20 protein-coding genes, 1 other RNA gene and 1 pseudogene are annotated in these 21,636 nt (G+C 46.3%); 10 read left to right on the top strand and 12 right to left on the bottom strand.

The features are described 5' to 3' along the window. The first annotated feature begins 11 nt into the window (after positions 1-11). From murU to ruvB, 9 genes and pseudogenes are all read left to right on the top strand, one after another. A complete protein-coding gene (gene murU / locus LZT22_RS08000) occupies positions 12-761 on the top strand; it encodes an N-acetylmuramate alpha-1-phosphate uridylyltransferase MurU (protein WP_255700932.1) in 750 nt (249 codons plus the stop codon). A 3-nt stretch (positions 762-764) separates the two neighbouring features. Then, positions 765-2,147, top strand: coding sequence for an aminopeptidase P N-terminal domain-containing protein (locus LZT22_RS07995; protein ID WP_233924565.1), 1,383 nt, complete (start codon positions 765-767; stop codon positions 2,145-2,147). Next, positions 2,144-3,337: an FAD-dependent monooxygenase gene (locus tag LZT22_RS07990; RefSeq protein WP_233924564.1), complete on the top strand. Its 1,194-nt coding sequence runs from the start codon at positions 2,144-2,146 to the stop codon at positions 3,335-3,337. The genes LZT22_RS07995 and LZT22_RS07990 overlap by 4 nt, the downstream gene beginning before the upstream one ends. Before the next feature lie 107 nt (positions 3,338-3,444). After that, positions 3,445-4,461: a tRNA dihydrouridine synthase DusB gene (gene dusB, locus LZT22_RS07985; RefSeq protein WP_233924563.1), complete on the top strand. Its 1,017-nt coding sequence runs from the start codon at positions 3,445-3,447 to the stop codon at positions 4,459-4,461. A gap of 10 nt (positions 4,462-4,471) precedes the next feature. Next, positions 4,472-4,711 carry a helix-turn-helix domain-containing protein gene (locus LZT22_RS07980; protein ID WP_233924562.1) on the top strand — a complete coding sequence of 80 codons (240 nt, stop codon included), beginning with the start codon at positions 4,472-4,474 and terminating at the stop codon, positions 4,709-4,711. Positions 4,712-4,731: 20 nt separating this feature from the next. Continuing rightward, positions 4,732-6,324 (top strand): bifunctional phosphoribosylaminoimidazolecarboxamide formyltransferase/IMP cyclohydrolase, encoded by a 1,593-nt coding sequence (gene purH, locus LZT22_RS07975; protein WP_233924561.1) that lies wholly within the window; start codon positions 4,732-4,734, stop codon positions 6,322-6,324. Positions 6,325-6,328: 4 nt separating this feature from the next. Further along, positions 6,329-6,787 (top strand): annotated as a pseudogene (gene ruvC, locus LZT22_RS07970) (crossover junction endodeoxyribonuclease RuvC); the annotation flags it as partial. 24 nt (positions 6,788-6,811) lie between these two features. Next, complete coding sequence (gene ruvA, locus LZT22_RS07965) at positions 6,812-7,402, top strand: Holliday junction branch migration protein RuvA (RefSeq protein WP_233924560.1); 591 nt, start codon at positions 6,812-6,814, stop codon at positions 7,400-7,402. A 27-nt stretch (positions 7,403-7,429) separates the two neighbouring features. Beyond that, the gene (gene ruvB / locus LZT22_RS07960; protein ID WP_233924559.1) at positions 7,430-8,497 is read left to right on the top strand and encodes a Holliday junction branch migration DNA helicase RuvB; all 1,068 of its coding nucleotides are present in this window, start codon (positions 7,430-7,432) and stop codon (positions 8,495-8,497) included. A 4-nt stretch (positions 8,498-8,501) separates the two neighbouring features. Here the strand turns inward: ruvB and tyrS are convergent, their stop codons facing one another. After that, positions 8,502-9,740 (bottom strand): tyrosine--tRNA ligase, encoded by a 1,239-nt coding sequence (gene tyrS / locus LZT22_RS07955; protein WP_233924557.1) that lies wholly within the window; start codon positions 9,738-9,740, stop codon positions 8,502-8,504. A gap of 99 nt (positions 9,741-9,839) precedes the next feature. Between tyrS and LZT22_RS07950 the strand changes: the two genes are divergently transcribed. Beyond that, positions 9,840-10,991, top strand: coding sequence for an anhydro-N-acetylmuramic acid kinase (locus LZT22_RS07950; protein ID WP_233924555.1), 1,152 nt, complete (start codon positions 9,840-9,842; stop codon positions 10,989-10,991). A gap of 11 nt (positions 10,992-11,002) precedes the next feature. Here LZT22_RS07950 and erpA read toward each other — a convergent pair whose 3' ends face one another. From erpA to LZT22_RS07895, 11 genes are all read right to left on the bottom strand, one after another. Then, the gene (gene erpA, locus LZT22_RS07945) at positions 11,003-11,434 is read right to left on the bottom strand and encodes an iron-sulfur cluster insertion protein ErpA (protein ID WP_233924553.1); all 432 of its coding nucleotides are present in this window, start codon (positions 11,432-11,434) and stop codon (positions 11,003-11,005) included. Positions 11,435-11,561: 127 nt separating this feature from the next. Then, on the bottom strand, positions 11,562-12,620 hold the full coding sequence (gene argC / locus LZT22_RS07940; RefSeq protein ID WP_233924552.1) for an N-acetyl-gamma-glutamyl-phosphate reductase: 1,059 nt from the start codon (positions 12,618-12,620) through the stop codon (positions 11,562-11,564). 90 nt (positions 12,621-12,710) lie between these two features. Then, entirely contained in the window at positions 12,711-13,112 is a 402-nt protein-coding gene (rpsI, locus tag LZT22_RS07935) for a 30S ribosomal protein S9 (protein WP_233924551.1), read from the bottom strand. Positions 13,113-13,121: 9 nt separating this feature from the next. Then, a complete protein-coding gene (gene rplM, locus LZT22_RS07930) occupies positions 13,122-13,550 on the bottom strand; it encodes a 50S ribosomal protein L13 (protein WP_233924550.1) in 429 nt (142 codons plus the stop codon). Between the two features lie 435 nt (positions 13,551-13,985). Next, positions 13,986-14,293: RNase P RNA component class A (gene rnpB, locus LZT22_RS07925), an RNA gene on the bottom strand. 79 nt (positions 14,294-14,372) lie between these two features. Further along, positions 14,373-15,473: a dihydroorotase gene (pyrC, locus tag LZT22_RS07920; RefSeq protein ID WP_370635198.1), complete on the bottom strand. Its 1,101-nt coding sequence runs from the start codon at positions 15,471-15,473 to the stop codon at positions 14,373-14,375. Next, on the bottom strand, positions 15,439-16,773 hold the full coding sequence (locus LZT22_RS07915; protein ID WP_233924549.1) for a glycerate kinase: 1,335 nt from the start codon (positions 16,771-16,773) through the stop codon (positions 15,439-15,441). Before LZT22_RS07915 ends, pyrC begins: the two co-directional genes overlap by 35 nt. 37 nt (positions 16,774-16,810) lie before the next feature. Then, positions 16,811-18,658 carry an ABC transporter ATP-binding protein/permease gene (locus tag LZT22_RS07910; RefSeq protein ID WP_233924548.1) on the bottom strand — a complete coding sequence of 616 codons (1,848 nt, stop codon included), beginning with the start codon at positions 18,656-18,658 and terminating at the stop codon, positions 16,811-16,813. A gap of 9 nt (positions 18,659-18,667) precedes the next feature. Then, on the bottom strand, positions 18,668-19,120 hold the full coding sequence (gene nudB, locus LZT22_RS07905) for a dihydroneopterin triphosphate diphosphatase (RefSeq protein ID WP_233924547.1): 453 nt from the start codon (positions 19,118-19,120) through the stop codon (positions 18,668-18,670). A gap of 1 nt (position 19,121) precedes the next feature. Beyond that, complete coding sequence (aspS, locus tag LZT22_RS07900) at positions 19,122-20,921, bottom strand: aspartate--tRNA ligase (RefSeq protein WP_233924546.1); 1,800 nt, start codon at positions 20,919-20,921, stop codon at positions 19,122-19,124. Between the two features lie 9 nt (positions 20,922-20,930). Continuing rightward, positions 20,931-21,590 carry a DUF502 domain-containing protein gene (locus LZT22_RS07895; RefSeq protein ID WP_233924545.1) on the bottom strand — a complete coding sequence of 220 codons (660 nt, stop codon included), beginning with the start codon at positions 21,588-21,590 and terminating at the stop codon, positions 20,931-20,933. Positions 21,591-21,636: the final 46 nt, after the last annotated feature.

The following is a 21,636-nucleotide window of genomic DNA, read 5'->3' as shown; positions in this document are numbered from 1 at the left end:
ATATTGGCTCTATGGATCCACCAATTCCTTGTTTATTGCTCGCTGCTGGTCGCGGTGAGCGAATGCGTCCGTTAACTGATGTCTTACCAAAACCCCTCCTCGAGGTTCAAGGTAAATCATTATTAACTTGGCATCTCGAAACTTTGCAGAATTCTGGCATCGAACGGGTTGTTATTAATCTTGCCTGGTTGGGTGAAAAAATTAGCGCTGCACTGGGTACAGGTGCAGACTTTGGTTTACACATTGATTATTCGCCCGAAGAGGAAGCCCTTGAAACAGCGGGGGGCATTTGCCAGGCTTTACCCATTTTGGCTCCTGCAGATTATTTTATTGTGATGAATGGCGATGTTTTTTGCCCTGGCTTTCCACTAGCGCAGTTATTAGCTTTTATAAAGACCATGCGCTTAGCGCATGAACAGAAATTGGCTCACCTCATTCTGGTCCCCAATCCTAGCCAACATCCTACTGGCGATTTTTATCTACAAGGGGGTAAAGTGTGGGCAGAGGAGCTTAAAACCTTGGCGGGAGAGGCTAAAGAAAGCCAATTAGGTCAGCCGGCTGAGCGCTTAACTTTCTCAGGTCTTGGCATTTACCATCGCGACCTATTTAAAGGTTTAATACGAGGTGAAAAGGCTAAATTAGCACCTTTACTAGTAGCCGCCATGGCACAAAACCAAGTGACCGGTGAAAAATATTTGGGTTCATGGCACGATGTAGGGAGCCCTGCCCGCCTGAACGAGCTAAATCAGGGTTCCAAATAAATCATGAGCCAACTTCATACCCCCTTTAACCCGAGCATTTATGCGGCTCGACGCGCCCGTCTCGCCGAACTGATGCGCCAACACACCGGTGGTGGCTTAGCCTTAATTGCGACTGCGCCAGAGGCCTTTCGTAATCGGGATAGCGATTATCCGTACCGCCATGACAGTGATTTTTTCTACCTCACTGGCTTTGATGAGCCTGGTGCTACTTTGGCCTTAAACGTGAGCGGGACTCAACTTGAAACCCATTTATTTTGTCGACCTAAAGACCCCGAGCGAGAAATTTGGGATGGTTGGCGTTTAGGGCCCGAGGCAGCGCCTGAAAAACTGGGGGTTGATTTTGCCCACGCCAATCAAGCTCTTGATACCAAGCTGCCCGAATTAATTGCCGATCAAACTGCCTTATATACCCGCTTAGCGAATAGTGCTGAAAATGATCGTCGGGTGCGCTATTGGATTGAACAGGTGCGCCAACAGGCACGGGCGGGAGTCAATGCGCCATCCCAGTTACATGACATTGAGGCTTTGGTACATGAAATGCGTCTGCTTAAAAGCGTCGATGAAATTGCCACCATGCGCCAAGCGGCGGCAATTTCTGCAAGAGCCCACTTGCGGGCAATGCAAAAGTGTCGCGCCGGTATGTACGAATACCAAATTGAAGCTGAGTTATTACATGAATTTCGCCATAGCGGCGCGCAAAGCGTTGCCTATAACAGCATTGTGGCTACGGGAGCAAATGCCTGCGTCTTACATTACCGTGCCGGCGCGACAGAATTGCGTAATGGCGAGCTTTGCTTGATTGATGCAGGCTGTGAATTAGATGGCTATGCATCCGATATCACCCGTACCTTTCCGGTCAATGGAGTTTTTTCTGGTCCACAAAGGGCTTTGTATGACATTACCCAGACAGCCCAAGCAGCAGCAATTGCTGCTGCTCTTGTCGGCAATACTTTTATACAACCACACGAAGCTGCTTTGCGCGTTCTAACCCAAGGTTTAATTGACGAAAAACTCATTGCATTAAGTGAAGTTGGATCACTTGACAATGCCCTTGAGCTTGCTGCTTATAAGCCTTTTTATATGCATCGCACCAGCCATTGGTTAGGCATGGATGTTCATGATGTCGGCTCTTATCGTGAGCCTAGCGAAGATCTTACGCAAAATAAGCAAGATAAACCTTGGCGCAAGCTACAAGCAGGAATGGTCATTACCGTTGAGCCTGGTTTATATATTCGTCCTTCTGCCACTGTGCCTGAAGCGTTTTGGAATATCGGTATTCGGATTGAAGATGACGCGGTCATTACAGCACAGGGTTGCGATTTAATTTCTCGGGGTGTGCCGGTACTTGCAAACGAAATTGAACGCACGATGCGTGAGTCTGAGTGAAATCAAATTTGAATTCCCTAACTTGGGATGTAGTGATTCAAGGTGGTGGGCCTGTTGGCCTGGCTTGTGCCGCTTGGTGCCTTCAACAATTACCAACTTTAAAATTAGCATTAATTGATCGTAATCCGCGTACTGATGAAGCGCTAGAAAATGGTGATAAACGTAGTGATACTCGTGGCATTGCGCTTTCCCACGGTAGTAAATTATTACTTGAGACGATTCATGCTTGGCCAACCAATTGCCCTGAAATTCATCGCATCCACGTCTCGCAAGCGGGTCGCTTTGGTCGCGCCATCATGACTCGTGAAGAATTACATCAAGATGCGCTCGGTCATATTGCGCGCTATCGCGATATTCACCTTGCATTACGTCAGGCCTTACGCAAGCTACAACCATCTAGCCCGCACTTTTCTTGGATACACAGCAATGAAACGCCTGACCTAGCAAGTCAAGTCGAGTCGGCAGAGAGTGCTTGCGTGGTGCATGCCGAAGGTGGCTTATTTAATCAACAGGAGTGGATTGAAGCAGGTCGCAGTTACGATCAAAGCGCCCTTGTTGGATTGGTTGAAGTAGATCAACCACAAGCCCATCAGGCTTGGGAACGCTTTACTCCTGAAGGTCCGCTGGCCTTACTTCCAAGTCATGCGGGTGAGCATTTCTTGAATTTAGTTTGGTGCAGTACGCCCAGCACTGCACAACAGCGTCTAGAACTCAATGAACCTGATTTTTTAGCCGCCCTGCAACACCAATTCGGTAGCCGCTTGGGTCATTTCATTAGCGTACGTGAACGTCGCCTTTATGAACTCGGCTTAAATTATCGTAAAGAAGTTGCGGTTGATCATTCGGTATGGATTGGTAATGCTGCACAAACACTACATCCAGTAGCGGGTCAAGGTCTCAATTTAGGTTTGCGTGATGCCTACTTGTTAGCCGAAAAATTAGCTTGGTTTTTTTCTCGCCCAACGCACTTGGGCTCAGCTAATTCGGTAGCTGCCTTATTACAAGACTATGCCCGCACGCGCAATGCTGACCGCAAAACCACAATTGGTATTACCGATTTTCTTGCACGTGTTTTTACCTCTCAATTCTTGCCAGTCGTCTTCACTCGCGGTTTAGCCTTATCCGCTTTGCAATGGCTCCCGCCACTAAAAACAAGTTTGGCGCGCCAAATGATGTTTGGGCGGCGCTAAAAGAGGGTCGACCCGCCATTCTTTTTTGCTGCTTAAAATTTAAGCAGTTAACTCGCACACTATGCTAAAGTAACTGCCTACTTACTGCTTTTAGCTCAAGTCATTTCATGAAAATTGGTACCCACGAATTAAGCAATCAACTTTTTGTTGCCCCAATGGCGGGCGTAACCGATCGTCCTTTTAGACAGTTGTGCAAAAAACTGGGTGCTGGCTACGCTGTATCAGAAATGATTGCCTCGAATGCAACCTTGTGGAACAGCGAAAAAACCCAACGACGCGCGAATCATGTGGGTGAGTTTGCGCCTATTGCTGTGCAAATTGCTGGCGCTGACCCGCTCACGATGGCAGCAGCTGCCCGTATTAATGTTGCTCAAGGGGCGCAAATTATTGACATCAATATGGGATGTCCCGCTAAAAAAGTTTGTAACGTCGCGGCTGGCTCGGCGCTGATGAAGAATGAAATTCTCGTTGGAAAAATACTTGATGCTGTGATTCAAGCAGTTGGTGTTGGTCCTGATGCTGTGCCAGTGAGTTTAAAAATTCGTACCGGCTGGGATCGTGATCACAAAAATGCGCTCGCTATTGCCCGCATTGCTGAATCTGCTGGTATTAGTGTCTTAACTATTCATGGACGAACTCGAGCCGATCTATTTCACGGCTCTGCAGAGTATGATCAAATTACTGCAGTAAAAAATCAAGTCGGAATTCCGATCGTTGCCAATGGCGATATTGATAGTCCAGAAAAAGCCCTGGCAGTTTTAAAACAGACTAAAGCGGATGCCATCATGATTGGACGTGCCGCACAAGGTCGGCCTTGGATTTTTCGTGAAATCGAGCACTATCTCAAAACCGGCACCCTCCTACCTCCGCCCCAAATTACTGAAATTCAACAAATCATGAACGATCATTTGCTTGATCATTATGCTTTTTATGGCGAATATACTGGCTTACGAACTGCGCGCAAACACATTGGTTGGTATTGCAAAGGCTTGCGTAACTCACACGTTTTTCGGCAACGCATGAATACCGCTGATGATTGTCGTACCCAATTAGCCATGGTCAATGATTTTTTTGCAGAAATGCAAGTGCACTCTAATCATCTATTATTTCTTGAAGCTGCTTAATATTTTAACTATGCCTAATAAAAATCCCATTGCTGTCTGCGTACAAACCCACCTCCAAACTTACCTAGACGATCTCAAAGGTACAGCACCCAACGATGTCTATCAGATGGTCTTAAATGTAGTTGAAAAACCCCTGCTTGAAGTAGTCATGCACCATGCTAAGCAGAATCAATCGCTAGCTGCCCAATACCTTGGTCTGAATCGGAATACCCTACATAAAAAATTACGGCAATACCATTTAATTAAATAAGCCCATTTAAACTATTCACAATGATTCAAACCGCCCTACTTTCAGTCTCCGATAAAACGGGCATTGTGCCTTTAGCTAAGGCCCTGCATGAGCTTGGCGTCAAGTTAATTTCAACTGGTGGGACGGCAAAATTATTGGCCGAAAACAACATACCAGTGAATGAAGTAGCTGCTTTAACGCAGTTTCCAGAAATGCTCGATGGTCGAGTGAAAACTCTACACCCAATGGTCCATGGGGGTTTACTAGCAAGGCGCGATTCTGTTGAGCACATGGCAGCGCTGCAAAAACATGGCATTCAAACGATTGATCTCTTGGTTATTAATTTATATCCATTTAATGCCACCGTTGCAAAAGAAACTTGTGATTTTGCTGAGGCAGTAGAAAATATCGATATTGGCGGTCCTGCAATGTTGCGAGCGGCAGCAAAAAATCACCAAGATGTAACGGTATTAATTTCTCCCGATGATTATGAAGGTGTGTTGACTGAAATGCGTCAACAGCGCAACTCTGTTTCTTATGCTACTAATTTACGCTTAGCTAAAAAAGTGTTTGCTCATACAGCACAGTATGATGGCGCGATCGCGAACTACTTATCTGCTTTAGACGACCGCCTCGATCATCAGCAACGCTCGCTTTTCCCCAATACCTTACATTTAGCCTTTGAAAAAGTGCAAGAGATGCGTTACGGCGAAAACCCCCATCAAGCGGCTGCTTTTTATCGCGATATCAATCCAATTCCCGGTGCTTTAGCGAATTATCAGCAAATACAGGGCAAAGCCTTGTCATACAACAATATTGCCGATGCTGATGCAGCATGGGAATGTGTCAAAAGTTTTCTACCAGCACAAAACCACTTGGGTACTAATTCGATCGCTTGTGTAATTGTTAAACATGCTAATCCGTGCGGAGTTGCGCTGGGTGCAAGCGCGCTTGAGGCTTATCAAAAAGCTTGGCAAACAGATCCAAGCTCAGCCTTTGGTGGCATCATTGCCCTAAATACGGTTTGTGATGGCGCAGCTGCTGCGGTAATTGCTAAGCAATTTGTTGAAGTGCTAATTGCCCCGAGCTTTACGGCTGAAGCAAAAGCGGTCTTTGCTAGCAAAGAAAATGTGCGCTTACTAGAAATTCCACTGGCAAATGCTACTAATACGTATGATTTTAAACGAGTTGGGGGTGGCCTTTTAGTACAAACTACTGATACAAAAAATTGTTCGCCTACTGAATTTAAGGTTGTTACCCAACGCCAGCCCAGCGCAGCAGAATTAGACGATTTATTATTTGCTTGGCGTATTGCTAAATTTGTGAAGTCCAATGCTATTGTGTATTGCGGTAATGGCATGTCTTTAGGCATCGGTGCGGGTCAAATGAGTCGCGTTGACTCAGCCCGTATTGCCAAAATTAAAGCCGAACATGCAGGCTTAAGTTTAATTGGCTCAGTCGTGGCTAGCGATGCTTTTTTTCCATTTCGCGACGGCCTTGATGTAGTAGTTGCGGCAGGTGCAACTAGTGTCATTCAGCCGGGTGGCAGCATGCGTGATGAGGAAATTATTGCGGCTGCGAATGAAACAGGCATTGCCATGGTCTTTACTGGCGTTCGCCATTTCCGTCACTAAGCCGATGCGTTGGATCGGTATCGACCCAGGCTTACGTACAACTGGATTTGGGATTATTGATGTTGATGGACAACAATTGCGCTATGTAGCATCAGGGACGATTCAAAGCGGCGATCCTAGTAAGGGCTTACCTGAAAGACTAGGCACCCTTTATGTGGGCATTACAGAAGTTTTAGACCAATACCATCCCGAGGCCGCAGCAATTGAAGAGGTCTTTTTGAACGTCAATCCCCGCTCGACTTTGATGTTGGGGCAAGCCCGTGGCGCTGTAATTGCTGCCCTAGTGGCGGCAAAACTACCCGTTGCAGAATACAGTGCCTTACGTGTAAAGCAATCAATTGTTGGTACGGGTCGTGCTGCAAAAGCCCAAATGCAAGACATGATTAAACGCTTATTACGCCTCAATCGCGCGCCTGGAACAGATGCCTCTGATGCCTTAGGGGTAGCAATTTGTGCTGCCCATCACTTCAAAGGATAATGGCTGTCTATGATTGGTCGAATTTACGGAACTCTGATTGCAATTCATCCGCCGCGGCTTTTAGTCGACTGCCAAGGTGTGGGCTATGAAATTGATGTACCAATGAGCACCCTGTATGGTTTACCCAAGCTCAATCAAATGGTCACCTTATTAACGCACTTTCAGGTCCGCGAAGATGCGCAACAGCTGTTTGGTTTTGCCACTGAAAATGAGCGCATGGCCTTTCGGGCTTTAATTAAAATAAGCGGGGTGGGTTCGCGCACCGCTTTAGCCCTGCTTTCTGGTATGAGTGTGAACGAGTTAGTACAAGCCATTGCTGCTCAAGAAACAATTCGCTTAACCCAAGTGCCCGGTATCGGCAAAAAAACCGCAGAGCGCCTGCTGCTTGAACTAAAAGGAAAGTTGGGGCCCGATTTAGGCATCGGTGTCGATGGTGCTAGCAGTTCTTCGATTGCCCTAGCTAATAGCGAAGTACTACAAGCGCTTCTCTCCTTAGGTTATTCCGAAAAAGAGGCTCTCTTTGCTCTTAAGCAAATACCGCCTGATACCTCGGTTTCTGAGGGCATTCGCTTAGGCCTAAAATCACTTTCTAAAATTTAATTTCTCGCAAACGAATACACTGCTAGCATGGCAATCCATACTGATGACTTAAGTGCAGAACCCGAAGATGGTGGGCTAGAGCGCATTGTCAGCGCAGCTGGTAATTCTGAAGCCCTATTTGAAAGGGCTCTCCGTCCCAAACAACTTGATGAGTATGTCGGCCAAACCAAAGCTCGCGAACAACTTGAAATTTTCATTACCGCCACCCGCGCGCGCCAAGAAGCGCTTGATCATGTTTTACTCTTTGGCCCGCCTGGGCTTGGAAAAACAACCTTAGCGCATATTATTGCCCGTGAACTAGGGGTCAACTTACGCCAAACTAGTGGGCCAGTACTTGATCGGCCTGGCGACCTAGCTGCTTTATTAACCAATCTCGAAACCAATGATGTCTTATTCATTGATGAGATTCATCGCCTTTCGCCCATTGTTGAAGAAATTTTGTATCCAGCCTTAGAAGATTACACCCTCGATATTATGATTGGCGAAGGCCCTGCGGCGCGCAGTGTGAAATTAGAGCTAAAACCCTTTACCTTAATTGGCGCAACCACCCGTGCAGGGATGTTAACCAACCCCTTACGCGATCGCTTTGGTATTGTGGCGCGACTGGAGTTCTACACCACTGAAGAATTAACCCGCATTATTGAACGTTCGGCCAATTTACTCAAAGCGAAAATTGATCCGGCAGGCTCAGTTGAAATTGCTCAGCGGGCTAGGGGTACGCCACGGGTTGCTAACCGCCTCTTGCGCAGGGTGCGTGATTTTGCCGAAGTAAAAGGTAGCGGCATCATTACCAAAGCAATTGCCGATGCTGCCCTACTCATGTTAGATGTTGATCCTAGTGGTTTTGACGTGATGGATCGCAAATTATTAGAAGCCGTTTTGTATAAATTTGATGGTGGCCCAGTAGGAATCGATAATTTAGCGGCGGCCATTGGCGAAGAACGCGATACGATCGAAGATGTTTTAGAGCCTTATTTAATTCAGCAGGGTTACTTACAGCGTACCTCGCGTGGCCGTATTGCAACGCGGTTAGCTTATGAGCACTTTGGTTTAACACCGCCAAATAATTCGGCTAATCTCGATTTACTGAGTTAGTAATTTATTTAGTGAGCGTTACTTTTGCAAAGCGGCGCTTCCCAAGCTGCACAATATAATTTCCAGCTTCGAGTTTTATCGTTTTATCGCTAATCACCACACCATCAATCTTCACGCCGTTTTGTTCAATATTGCGATTTGCTTCGGTGGTCGATGGCGCTAAACCAGCCATTTTTAAAAGGGCTGCAAGGCCCAAGGGGGCGCCTTGTAGGGCTAGCTCGGGGATATCGTCGGGCACCCCTCCCTTAGCGCGATGATTAAAATCTTCGAGGGCTTTATCGGCTGCTTGGCTTGAATGAAAACGACTTACTATTTCTTGTGCGAGTAGCACTTTACAGTCGCGCGGGTTACGGCCCGCAGCAACTTCTTGTTTCATTAAATCAATTTCCGCTACGGGACGAAATGATAAAAGTAAATAGTAATCCCACATTAACTCATCCGAAATACTCATGAGCTTGCCAAACATTTCATTCGCTGACTCACTAATACCGACATAGTTATTTTTAGACTTACTCATTTTTTCAACGCCATCAAGCCCAACCAGCAAGGGCATCGTTAAGATGCACTGGGGTTCTTGGCCATACTCACGTTGTAATTCACGGCCTACTAGTAAATTAAATTTTTGATCGGTGCCCCCAAGCTCTAAATCACTTTTCAAGGCTACTGAGTCATAGCCTTGCATTAAGGGATATAAAAATTCATGGACCGAAATTGGTGTGCCACTCTTATACCGTTTCGTAAAATCATCACGCTCAAGCATACGCGCCACAGTATATTTTGCCGCTAATTGAATCATGCCGCGCGCGCCTAGTGGGTCACACCACTCGCTGTTGTAACGGACCTCGGTTTTATCCGCATCTAGAACCATACTCGCTTGCTTGTAATAAGTCTGGGCATTTTCTGCAATAGCCTCAGCGGTTAATGGTGGGCGGGTTGAATTGCGGCCCGAGGGGTCACCAATCATGCTGGTGAAATCGCCAATTAAGAATATTACGGTATGGCCTAAATCTTGTAATTGACGCAGTTTGTTTAATACCACTGTATGCCCTAAATGAATATCTGGGGCGGTGGGGTCAAGCCCTAATTTAATCCGTAAGGGCTGCCCAGTGGCTTGGCTGCGAGCTAACTTAGTTAGCCAGTCGGCCTCAACTAACAGCTCGTCGCAGCCGCGTTTGGTCACTTCTAGCGCTGTAAATACAGCCGGAGTCAAAGGGAAGTTGTTTTGCTGGTTTTTAGCCGTCATACTGAATTAAATGGGCGTGTGAGTAAGTTGCCTTGTCATTGTCTAAAATGAATCCATGTCATTGTCGCATCTCTTAGGAATAGGCTGAAAAACCATCAAATGGAGGGATTAGCCATCGCCACACCAGCAGCCTTTTATGTGGGCATCATGTCGGGCACGAGCTTAGATGGTGTTGACGCAGTCTTGGCCAAAATTGCTGCAGATGGCCAAACCCAGCCGCTTGAGTGTGTCAGCGCCCCTTTTGCCCCAGCCCTTAGGCAAATGCTATTTGAATTACAAAGTGCGGGTGTTAATGAAATCCATCGCGAGCATTTAGCTGCAAATGATTTAGCGCTGGCCTATGCTCAAGTGCTAGAAACATTGCTTACTAAAGCACAACTGCAAGCACAAGATATTATTGCAATTGGTGCGCATGGCCAAACAATTCGTCACCAGCCAAGCCTGCTAAATGGTCATGCTTATACGCACCAAACTCTTAATGCGGCATTATTGGCAGAAAAATCGGGTATTGCTGTCGTCGCCGATTTTCGCCAACGTGATTTAGCTGCTGGGGGGCAAGGTGCACCTTTAGTGCCCGCCTTTCATGCGCAGCAATTTAACTCAACTACCGAAAATCGGGTAGTCCTCAATCTTGGTGGTATTGCTAATGTAACCCTCTTACCAAAAGCAGGAGGTTCAGTCATGGGTTTTGATACTGGGCCTGCCAACCTATTACTTGATAGCTGGATACAAACTAGTCTAGGTAAGCCCTTTGATGAGGGTGGTGCGTGGGGAGCAAGTGGCAGATGTGACACCACATTACTCCAAGCCATGATTCGCGAACCTTATTTTCAACAAGCGCCACCCAAAAGTACTGGACGAGATTACTTTCACTTAGCTTGGCTTGAATACCATTTGATGGGCCAAAAGCGCAAGCCCGAAGACGTGCAGGCAACCTTAATGGCGCTCACCTGCGCTACCGTATCCAACACCCTAAAACACTATTTTCCCCAGATAGAGCGCCTCATCATTTGTGGCGGAGGTGCCAATAACACGGCTTTAATTTCCTTACTACGCGCAAATGCAGTAGAAGTGTTGGGACACTCTTTAGCGATTGACTTAAGCGTTGACCATGGAGTGCAGCCGCAATGGGTTGAAGGCTTAGCTTTTGCTTGGCTAGCTTGGGCTCACATAAACAAACGGCCAGCAAATCTGCCGGCCGTAACAGGTGCAACAGGACCCCGTGTACTAGGCGCCTATTACCCTAAATAAATGTGTAAAAGTTAGGCTGAGAATGACGAGCCGCAGCCACAGGTAGTCGTTGCATTGGGGTTTTTAATCACAAACTGTGAACCATTAATATCTTCTTTGTAATCAATTTCTGCGCCCACCAAATATTGAAAACTCATTGAGTCTACCAATAAGGTCACACCATTTTTTTCAAATTGAGTATCGTCTTCATTGACTGCATCATCAAACGTGAAGCCGTATTGAAAACCGGAGCAGCCGCCGCCCTGAACAAACACGCGCAACTTTAGTTCATTATTGCCTTCTTCAGCAATGAGATCAGCTACCTTAGCTGCAGCACTATCGGTAAAAATAAGTGGGGTTGGTGGCTCCGATGAATCTAGAGTGCTGGCAATGGTGGCAACAGCCGCGGCACCAGCAACAGTGGCATCAATAGCAGTATCAGTAGTAACGGATGGTTGTGTCATAACAAAACTCCTTAGTCAAAAGACAATAGCTCATTTTAGGCTTTAAATCCCGAGTCTGCACAAGTGGTGCTTAAAAGCAAAGCGCTTACTGAGGCCAATAAAACTGTAATGATCTAACAATATCCCCTTATGGCAATAGGGCAATTTGCTCTAAACCCATCGTTTCAGGTAAACCGAACATTAAATTGAGACATTGCACCCCCTGCCCCGAGGCCCCTTTTACTAAGTTATCTTCGACCACCAAAATTACCAAAGTATCGCCATTTGCTGGGCGATGAAGCGCTATTCTGATGTTATTGCTACCCCGTACTGAACGGGTTTCAGGATGGCTTCCCGCAGGCATAACATCGACAAAGGGCTCGTCACGATAATAATTTTCGTAGAGTTGCTGATAATCTTGGGTCATCCCACGCGCTGTTAAACGCGCATAAATAGTTGCATGAATACCCCGAATCATGGGGGTTAAGTGCGGTACAAAAGTAAGGGCGATTTGTTCATGACCCGCAATCGCTTTCAAGCCTTGGGTAATTTCTGGTAGATGGCGATGGCCCTTGACTGCATAAGCCTTAAAATTATCACTAGCTTCGGCGAGCAAAGTACCAATTTCTGCTTTTCTACCAGCACCAGAAGTGCCCGATTTTGCATCGGCAATAATATGTTCGGTATCGACCAAGGCGCCCGCTTGATTATTACTTGGCGCTAATAAAGGGGCTAAACCCAATTGCACTGAAGTGGGATAGCACCCTGCTAAACCAATCACTCGTGCTTGTTGAATTGCTGCCCGATTGATTTCAGGTAAGCCATATACCGCTTCGGCCAAGATTTCGGGGCAAGCATGCGGCATGCCATACCATTGCGCAAATTCGGCAGGATCTTTTAAACGAAAATCGGCGGCTAAATCTAAAATCTTTACACCAGCCGCTAATAGTTCTTTAGCTTGTGACATAGCCACGCCATGCGGTGTAGCAAAAAATACTGCATCACATTTTTTTAGATTAGCGGCGTCTGGGGTTGTAAATACTAAATCTAGCTTCCCCCGCAAAGAGGGGAACATCTCTGCAACAGACATGCCAGCTTCGCTACGCGATGTAATTGCTTCAATCTGAACCTGGGGATGCTGCGCCAATAGCCGCAACAACTCCACGCCGGTATAGCCCGTTCCGCCCACAATGCCAACTTTAATCATGACCTTCTCCTCATTACCCCGCTCTATATGCGTATTGTAAAAACAAAAAGGGCCGCTTGCGCGACCCTGTCGAAAACAGTTTGAATGAAATTAACGCTTACTAAACTGTTTACGGCGACGCGCGCCATGTAAACCAACCTTTTTACGCTCTACTTCACGTGCATCACGAGTGACTAAACCAGCCTTTGATAAGGTCGGTTTTAAAGCATTATCGTAATCAATTAAAGCCCGAGTAACACCGTGGCGCACTGCACCAGCTTGGCCTGTTTCGCCACCACCATGGACATTCACTTTAATATCAAAAGTGGTGAGATGGCTAGTTAAAGCCAATGGTTGACGCGCAATCATGCGCGAAGTTTCACGTGCAAAATAAGCATCAATGGGCTTACCATTAACGATAATGTCGCCTTTGCCTGATTTAATAAATACACGTGCAACTGAGCTCTTGCGACGCCCAGTACCGTAATTCCAATTTCCGTAATTCGTTGCCATATGGGGTCCTTAGATCTCTAGCGCTTTAGGCTGTTGAGCCGAATGTGGATGATCGGCGTCGCCGTACACCTTCAATTTCTTAATCATGGCGTAGCCGAGTGGGCCTTTAGGTAACATACCTTTAACCGCTTTTTCTAATGCACGACCTGGAAAACGCTCTTGCATTTTGTCAAAGTTAGTCGAGCTAATACCACCTGGGTAGCCGCTATGACGGTAATAAATTTTGTTTAAGCCCTTAGTGCCGGTAACGCGTAGCTTGGCAGAGTTAATGACGACGATAAAATCGCCGGTATCAACGTGGGGGGTAAATTCGGGTTTGTGCTTGCCGCGTAGACGGAGTGCCACTTCACTGGCGACACGACCGAGGACTTTGTCCGTAGCGTCAATCACGAACCAGTCACGCTTTACCTCAGCGGGTTTTGCGGAAAAAGTTTTCATGATTTTCTTTAATTGTTATAGCCATTATTACCCCAACTAAACTACATTCACCTTGGCCCTGCTTATGTTTGCAGGCTCGCAGTTTTTATGCACCTTAACTGGTAAAACCATTACCGCTGGCTAGATCGATAATTTAGTAAAGCCTTGAATTCTAACCTAAAAAAAGGCCCAGGACTAGGTCCTGGGCTGAAATCCACCTTTGTTTGGGTGGAGGAGACACTGGGAGTGACGGTAATTCCCCTTTTGAAAACAAGGAAAAACCGCACAATGAATTCATTCTATCTGGCGTAATGGTGCATTGCAAGAATTATTTGGGTTTACCCTAGTCTTATAGATGTGTTGTACGAATTTTAGCTGAATTAAAATTCTAAGTTACTGTTTTAATTAACTTTTTTATAAAGTGAACGCACACTAACATATTTATATGGAGAGAAGGTGCAGAGTCAATCGATAAGCCGGATTCTGTCGCCTAAACTTTCATTTAGGGGCAATCATTCCTCTAGGCCGGCAGTTACCTGACGGCTCAAGCTCCCTACCCGCAGACTCAGCGGGACGCCTCATCGTCTGCTTACTTGGGATTGCTCCAGGTGGAGGTTACCGCGTTTCACCGTAACTAAATACGCTCGTCTCTGTGGCCCTATTCCGCACGTCGCCGTGGATGGCTGTTAGCCAACACCTTTCCCTATGGAGTCCGGACTTTCCTCCCCCTCCTTAAAAGAGGCGGCGATTGCCTAATTGACTCTGCGCTTGAAGTCTAACGCAGTCGCCAGAATTTAGTTTAAAAATGAGATTGTAAATTCAGCTTGGGGCGGATAAGAACGCTTATGTGAGCGACCACGCAATGCTTTCACCTGCCCGCAATGGCACGATGGTGGTATCACCCAAAGGTAGTTCAGTTGGCACTAGCTGCGCCTGCTTTTGTAAGCGAATGATTTCGGTATTCCGCGGCAAACCGTAAAAATCGGCGCCATAAAAACTGGCAAATGCTTCAAGCCGATCAAGCCGCCCAAGCGATTCAAAGGCTTCAGCATATAAACCCAAGGCATTAAAAGCACTAAAACACCCAGCACAACCACAAGCATTTTCTTTTAAACCCTTCGGATGGGGTGCACTATCGGTTCCCAAAAAGAAACGGGCATTTCCACTCGTAGCCACTTCAAGCAATGCTAAACGATGTTCTTCTCGCTTTAAAACTGGCAAACAATAATGATGGGGTCGAATACCACCAGAAAAAATAGCGTTGCGGTTCATCAGTAAATGTTGAGGGGTAATAGTAGCGCCCAAGATATTTTTATTCGCCGTATGCGCATCGCGCACATACTGCGCCGCTTGCAATGTAGTTATGTGCTCGAAGACAATGCGCAATTCTGGAAAATCCCGCCGCAATGGCTCAAGAACGCGATCAATAAAAACTGCTTCGCGATCAAATACGTCAATGCTTGGGTCAGTCGTTTCTCCGTGAATTAATAAAGGCAAGTTCGCTTTTTGCATTGCCTCAAGAACTGCACTGCAGTGCTTTACATTGCTCACCCCAGAATCACTATTGGTGGTGGCGCCAGCAGGATATAGCTTGATACCTACGATGCCCGCATCTTTGGCTTTTTGCACCTCTGTTGCCGCGGTATTGTCGGTTAGGTACAAAGTCATTAACGGTGTAAATTGGTTTGTAGCTAGTTGCTGTAATTGCAACTCGATGCGCTCACGATAAGCTTGGGCCAGCGCTACCGTCGTAATTGGCGGTTGCAAATTAGGCATGATCACTGCCCGCGCAAATTGCTTTACGGTATGCGATAACACGTCTTTAAGTACCACTCCATCGCGAATATGTAAATGCCAGTCGTCTGGTTTCACCATACTAATAGAGGCGAGCGAATTGAGTGACATGGCTTTAATTTTTCCCCAGCAAAATAATGCGGAAATCATTGACGTTAGTCAGTGTAGGACCAGTATCGACTAAAGCATTCAATTCTGCAAAAAAACCATAACAATCGTGTTTCATTAAAAATACTGTGGGACTTAAGTTCCGCTCTTTCGCCAGCTTGCGAACCTCGGGCGTAAACCAAGCGCCAGCATTCGATTCGCTCCCATCAATGCCATCGGTATCTGCTGCTAAAGCAGCGATATGGGGTAAGTCGCTCGTCGCTGCCAAGAGGGCGAGAAGAAATTCACTGCAACGACCACCACGACCTTTCATCTCGGCCGGAATAGTGACAGTACATTCACCCCCAGAAATAAGCGCTACGGGCAACTTGGCCCATTGTTGATGCTGGATAATTTCGCGGGCAATAGCTGCATGAACTAAAGCCACATCATGTGCTTCACCAGTAACCGTGTCTCCTAAAATAATGGGGTTATAGCCTTGACTGGCGATGAAGTTGGCAGCGGCTTGCAAGCTTTGGCGCGCAGTTGCAATTACATGATTACGGACTGGCGCCCCAACTAAATCTGCTTCTTTTAAAGTTTCAGGAATTTTCCCTTCGCTCCCAGCTTGCAAATGTTGTAAAACACTTGCCGGTAAATTGCGCGCATTCAAATTGTATTTAACCAAAATGGCTAGCGCATTGTCATAGCTAGAGTAATCGGCTGCACAAGGTCCGCTGGCAATATCTGCAGGATGGTCGCCAGTGACGTCGGAAATTAATAAAGCCTCTACCCGTGCACCGCGCGCCATCGCACTACGGGCTAAGTTTCCACCCAAAATGGCGGAAAGATGTTTACGCACAATATTCATCTCTTCGATAGGTGCGCCACTCCGTAACAAGGCTTCAGTGGTTTGGCGCATATCGGCCATGCTGATACCAGTTTGGGGTAAAGTCAGAAGGCTCGAGCCGCCACCCGAAACCAGCACGATGAGTGTCTCACCGGCCTGCAGTTCTTGCACGCGCTGTAGAATTTCAATTGCCCCATCCATACCTGCTTGATCAGGCACTGGGTGACCTGCTTCAACGATGCGGATCGCTTGGGTTGGCGCACGATGACCATAACGCGTTAAAACTAAGCCCTCGAGCTTGGCCTTTGGCCAGCTTGATGCAGCGTAAGTCTCTAAGGCGCTTGCCATAGCAGCACTTGCTTTGCCTGCGCCCACCACTAAGCAGCGGCCTTGCGGCTCTGTACCAGCAGGAAAAATCTGCTTTAAACAAGCGGCCATGATATGGCGTGGTTCTGCTAGTTGTAAGGCAGCCGCAAAGGCTTGCTGCAAAATAGCTTGGGTATTGTTAATCATGAGCTAATTCTAAACAATGACTAGCTGATGTGCTCAGTTAGTGATCTTGTACGGCATTTTCACTGCGCTCTTGCATTTGCCACATTTCCGCATATTTGCCGTTGAACTCAACTAATTCAAGATGAGTACCGCGCTCAATAATACGTCCTTGATCCATCACTAAAATTTGATCGGCATGCACGATAGTAGAAAGACGATGGGCAATAATTAAAGTCGTACGATTGCGCGCCAACCCTAACATCTCTTCTTGAAGGGCGCGCTCAGTTTTAGAATCTAGCGCCGACGTCGCCTCATCGAATAGCAACATGGCTGGCTGTTTAAGTAAGGTGCGTGCAATCGCTACACGTTGTTTTTCACCGCCCGACAACTTTAAGCCGCGCTCGCCAACCTGCGTTTCAAAACCATCAGGCAATCGTTCGATTAAGCTATCAATTTGAGCGGCGCGAGCAGCATCACGAACCTCAGTAATACTTGCATCAGGTCTGCCATAGGCAATATTATAGGCAATGGTGTCATTAAATAAAACGGTATCTTGCGGCACGATACCAATGGCTTTCCGTAAACTGGTTTGCTGGACTAACTGAATATTTTGGCCATCAATTAGAATTTTGCCGGCCTGCACATCATAGAAACGAAATAGCAGCCGCGCTATCGTACTTTTACCAGCACCACTTTGACCAACAATTGCCGTGATGGTGCCCGCAGGAATCGTAAAGCTCACATCATGCAAAATTTCTCGCCGCGCCTCATAGCTAAATGAAACATGCTCAAATTGCACTTTTGGACCGGTTGCATAGTTATTGATTACGAGTGGTTTCGCGCCTGGAATATCAGCGATTTCTTTTTCAGTCTCCAGTAAAGAAAACATGCGATCCATATCTGTAAGCGCTTGTTTAATTTCACGATAGATAACACCCAAGAAATTGAGTGGGATGTAGAGCTGAATCATCAAGGTATTGACTAAAACTAAATCGCCTAAAGTCATCGTGCCATCAATAACGCCTAATGTAGCGCGCCACAAAATAAGCACTAAGCCAACGCCAATAATACTTTGTTGACCTAAGTTAAGTATGGCTAACGATTTTTGCGATTGAATTGCTGCAGTTTGATAACGCAATAAATTTTCATCGTAACGGCGGGCCTCAAAGCGCTCGTTACCAAAATATTTAACTGTTTCAAAATTGAGTAGCGAATCAATCGCTTTCTGATTAGCGCGCGAATCCATTTTGTTCATGGTGCGACGAAATTGGGTGCGCCATTCGGTAACCATGACAGTAAAGCTAATATAGAAAACAAGGGCGACTAATGTTATCGCGGCAAACCAATAGTTATAGCTATAGGCAAAATATCCTAGCACCAAAGCAAACTCAATCAGCGTAGGCAAAATGCTGTACAAGGAATAAGAAATTAAGGATTGAATACCGCGCGTACCGCGCTCAATATCGCGACTAACCCCTCCGGTTTGTCTCGCCAAATGAAAGCTTAAAGCCAACCCATGCAAGTGCTCAAAGACCTGCAAGGCTACTTTACGTACGGCATTTTGAGTGACCCGGGCGAACAATCCCTCTCTTAATTCATTAAATAAAGCTGCAGAAAACCGTAATAGCCCATAAGCAATAATTAGTGCTAGGGGGACGGCTAATACAGCTTGAGGTGTGCTAATTTTGATATTGAGCGTATCAATTAAACTCTTCATTAAAATGGGAATGCCCAAGTTAGCAAATTTAGCTGCAACCATACAGAGTAAAGCCAAGATAACGCGGGTCTTATGCTCTAAAAGGTAAGGCAATAAATCGCGGATGGCGCGCCAATCACTGCGCTTTGCACTAGCACCCTTTGCGTTTGCTGGAGGTGTGTCCGCTGGATGGTGGGATGCTGGTCTCATCCGCTTATCTTAACCACAATTGGATAGCTTAAATAAGGTCTCAATGGCCAAACGATTGCTCTCTGAAAAACATTTAGACGCAGCCAATTCGGGCGGCAGCCATTCGTAGGCAATGTGCTCATCAGGCGCCAGAGTAATTTTGCTAGCTTGGGGAACTAAAAGCGCAAACCAATGTTCTGTATTGCGTGTAACCCCAGCAGCGTAACGATGGCGCCATTGTGGATAAATTTCATATTCAACCTGGTGATGCATATCTTGTAATGCCGTCGGGTTTAACAATGCCACTTGAATTCCCGTTTCTTCAAATACTTCACGCTCGGCTGCGGTTTTTAATGGCTCATGTAAATGATCGAGGCTACCGGTTACCGACTGCCAAAACGCCTGACGATCAGCGCGCTCAATTAGCAAAACAGCGCCACTGGTATCGTAAATAACTACCAATACTGAAATTGGTATTTTCAAGTTAACCCGCTGGGCTTACCTGACGTAAGCGAATATGTAATTCACGTAACTGCCGTTCATCAACCGCGCTAGGAGCCTGAGTAAGTAAGCATTGAGCGCGTTGTGTTTTAGGGAAAGCAATAACATCGCGAATCGACTCAGCACCAGTCATCATTGTGACAATACGATCGAGGCCGAAGGCAATACCACCATGGGGTGGCGCACCATACTGCAGGGCATCGAGCAAGAAACCAAACTTAGACTGGGCCTCTTCTGGGCCAATTTTTAAGGCCCGAAAAACTTGGCTTTGGACTGCCTCTTGGTGAATACGCACTGAACCACCACCGATTTCACTGCCATTTAACACCATATCGTAGGCTTTGGCTAAACATTGGCCTGGATTACTATCGAGAAGAGATAGATGCTCATCTTTAGGGCTGGTAAAAGGGTGATGACAAGCAACCCACCGAGCATCACCTTCATCATAATCAAACATAGGGAAGTCAACTATCCAGAGCGGCTTCCATCCTTCAGTAAATAAACCGTGCTCTTTACCCCAAGCAGAATGGCCAATTCGTAAACGCAAATTGCCAATCGCATCATTTACTATTTTGGCTTTATCAGCGCCAAAGAAAATGATGTCGCCGTCTTGTGCATTAGTGCGACTTAAAATTTCGTTAATTGCTGCATCGTGTAAATTTTTTACAATCGGCGATTGCAAACCATTGCGGCCTTCCGCACGTGAGTTCACCTTAATCCACGCTAAACCCTTGGCGCCATAAATGGTCACAAACTGGGTGTAATCATCAATTTCACTCCGACTTATTTGGGCTCCACCTGGCACACATAAAGCGACAACGCGGCCCTCTGCTTGGTTGGCAGCGCTAGAAAATACCTTGAAATCGACATCTTTCATGACATCGGTCAGTTCGGTAAACTCCAGCGCAATTCGTAAATCAGGTTTGTCCGAACCATAACGAGCCATGCCCTCGGCATACGGCATGACGGGAAAAGGCTTGGGCAGCTCGACTTGCATCACGGTTTTAAAAATATGATGAATCATTTTTTCAAATAATTCGCGAATTTCTAATTCATTTAAAAACGCAGTTTCGCAATCAATCTGGGTGAATTCAGGCTGGCGATCAGCGCGTAAATCTTCATCCCGAAAACATTTAGTAATTTGATAATAGCGATCAAAACCCGCTACCATGAGTAATTGTTTAAATAGTTGCGGAGATTGGGGTAAAGCAAAAAATTGCCCATCATGAACTCGTGACGGCACTAAATAATCACGTGCGCCTTCAGGTGTGCTCTTGGTCAGCATGGGAGTTTCTATGTCGATAAAACCTGCAGCGTCAAGATAGCGCCGCGTTTCCATTGCAACTTGGTAACGTAAACGTAAATTCTTTTGCATCTGCGGACGACGTAAATCTAAAACGCGGTGGGTTAAACGGGTGGTTTCAGAAAGATTTTCATCGTCCAGCAAAAAAGGTGGAGTTACAGAGGCATTCAAAATATGCAATTGATGACAAAGTACTTCAACTTTACCGCTGGCTAAATCGAGATTTTCGGTACCAGCTGGTCGTGCTCGTACTTTACCAATAATTTGAATACAAAACTCATTCCGTACTTGCTCAGCCAGCTTAAACATCTCTGGTCTATCGGGGTCGCAAACGACCTGCACAAACCCTTGATGGTCCCGTAAATCAATAAAAATGACCCCTCCATGATCGCGGCGGCGATTAACCCAGCCAGCCAGTGTGACTTCTTGGCCGATGAGGGCATCGGTAACTTGGCCGCAGGTGTGACTTCGCATCGACATACTTATTTCCTATGAAGCAGAGGGCTTTGATAGCTGTGTAGTGCTTAATGCACTATCAGCAATTGGAGGTACTGTTCCCATTGACACGATGTATTTGAGCGCTTCTTCAACATTCATATCTAATTCAATGACTTCACTACGGGGGACGATCATAAAAAAACCAGAGGTTGGGTTTGGGGTGGTAGGTAAAAATACGTTGACATAATCGCCGCCGAGTTTATTTTGTATCTCTTCGGTAGGCGAGCCAATTTGGAATGCTACTGCCCAGGAATTGGCATGTGGATAATGAATTAATAAGGCCTTACGAAATGCTTGTCCGCTACCTGAAAATAAGGTTGATGAAACTTGCTTAACACTAGGATAAATGGAGCGCACAATGGGAATACGGGTCATCTGTTTATCCCAAAACCGCACCCACCATTGGCCTGCGAAACTAATGGCCATGAGACCCGTGATGATAATAACCAACACGACGATGGCTACACCAACCCCTGGCAAAGCACGGAAGTATTCGAGATCCGCGGTAAATTGACGCGGAAAAACCGCAATAATAACGTGCATGACTGAGCCAAACACGCCATCCAACAGCCCGAGACCCCATGTGATTACCCAAACGGTAACCGCAATCGGCACCCACACCAATATTCCAGCTATAAAGTATTTTTTCATCTGATTAATATGCCCAACCCATGATTTTAACGGTTTGGAAGCGGCA

This window comes from Polynucleobacter sp. IMCC 29146 (assembly GCF_021395195.1).
Lineage (GTDB): Bacteria > Pseudomonadota > Gammaproteobacteria > Burkholderiales > Burkholderiaceae > Polynucleobacter.
This window is presented reverse-complemented; position numbering and strand designations above follow the sequence as displayed.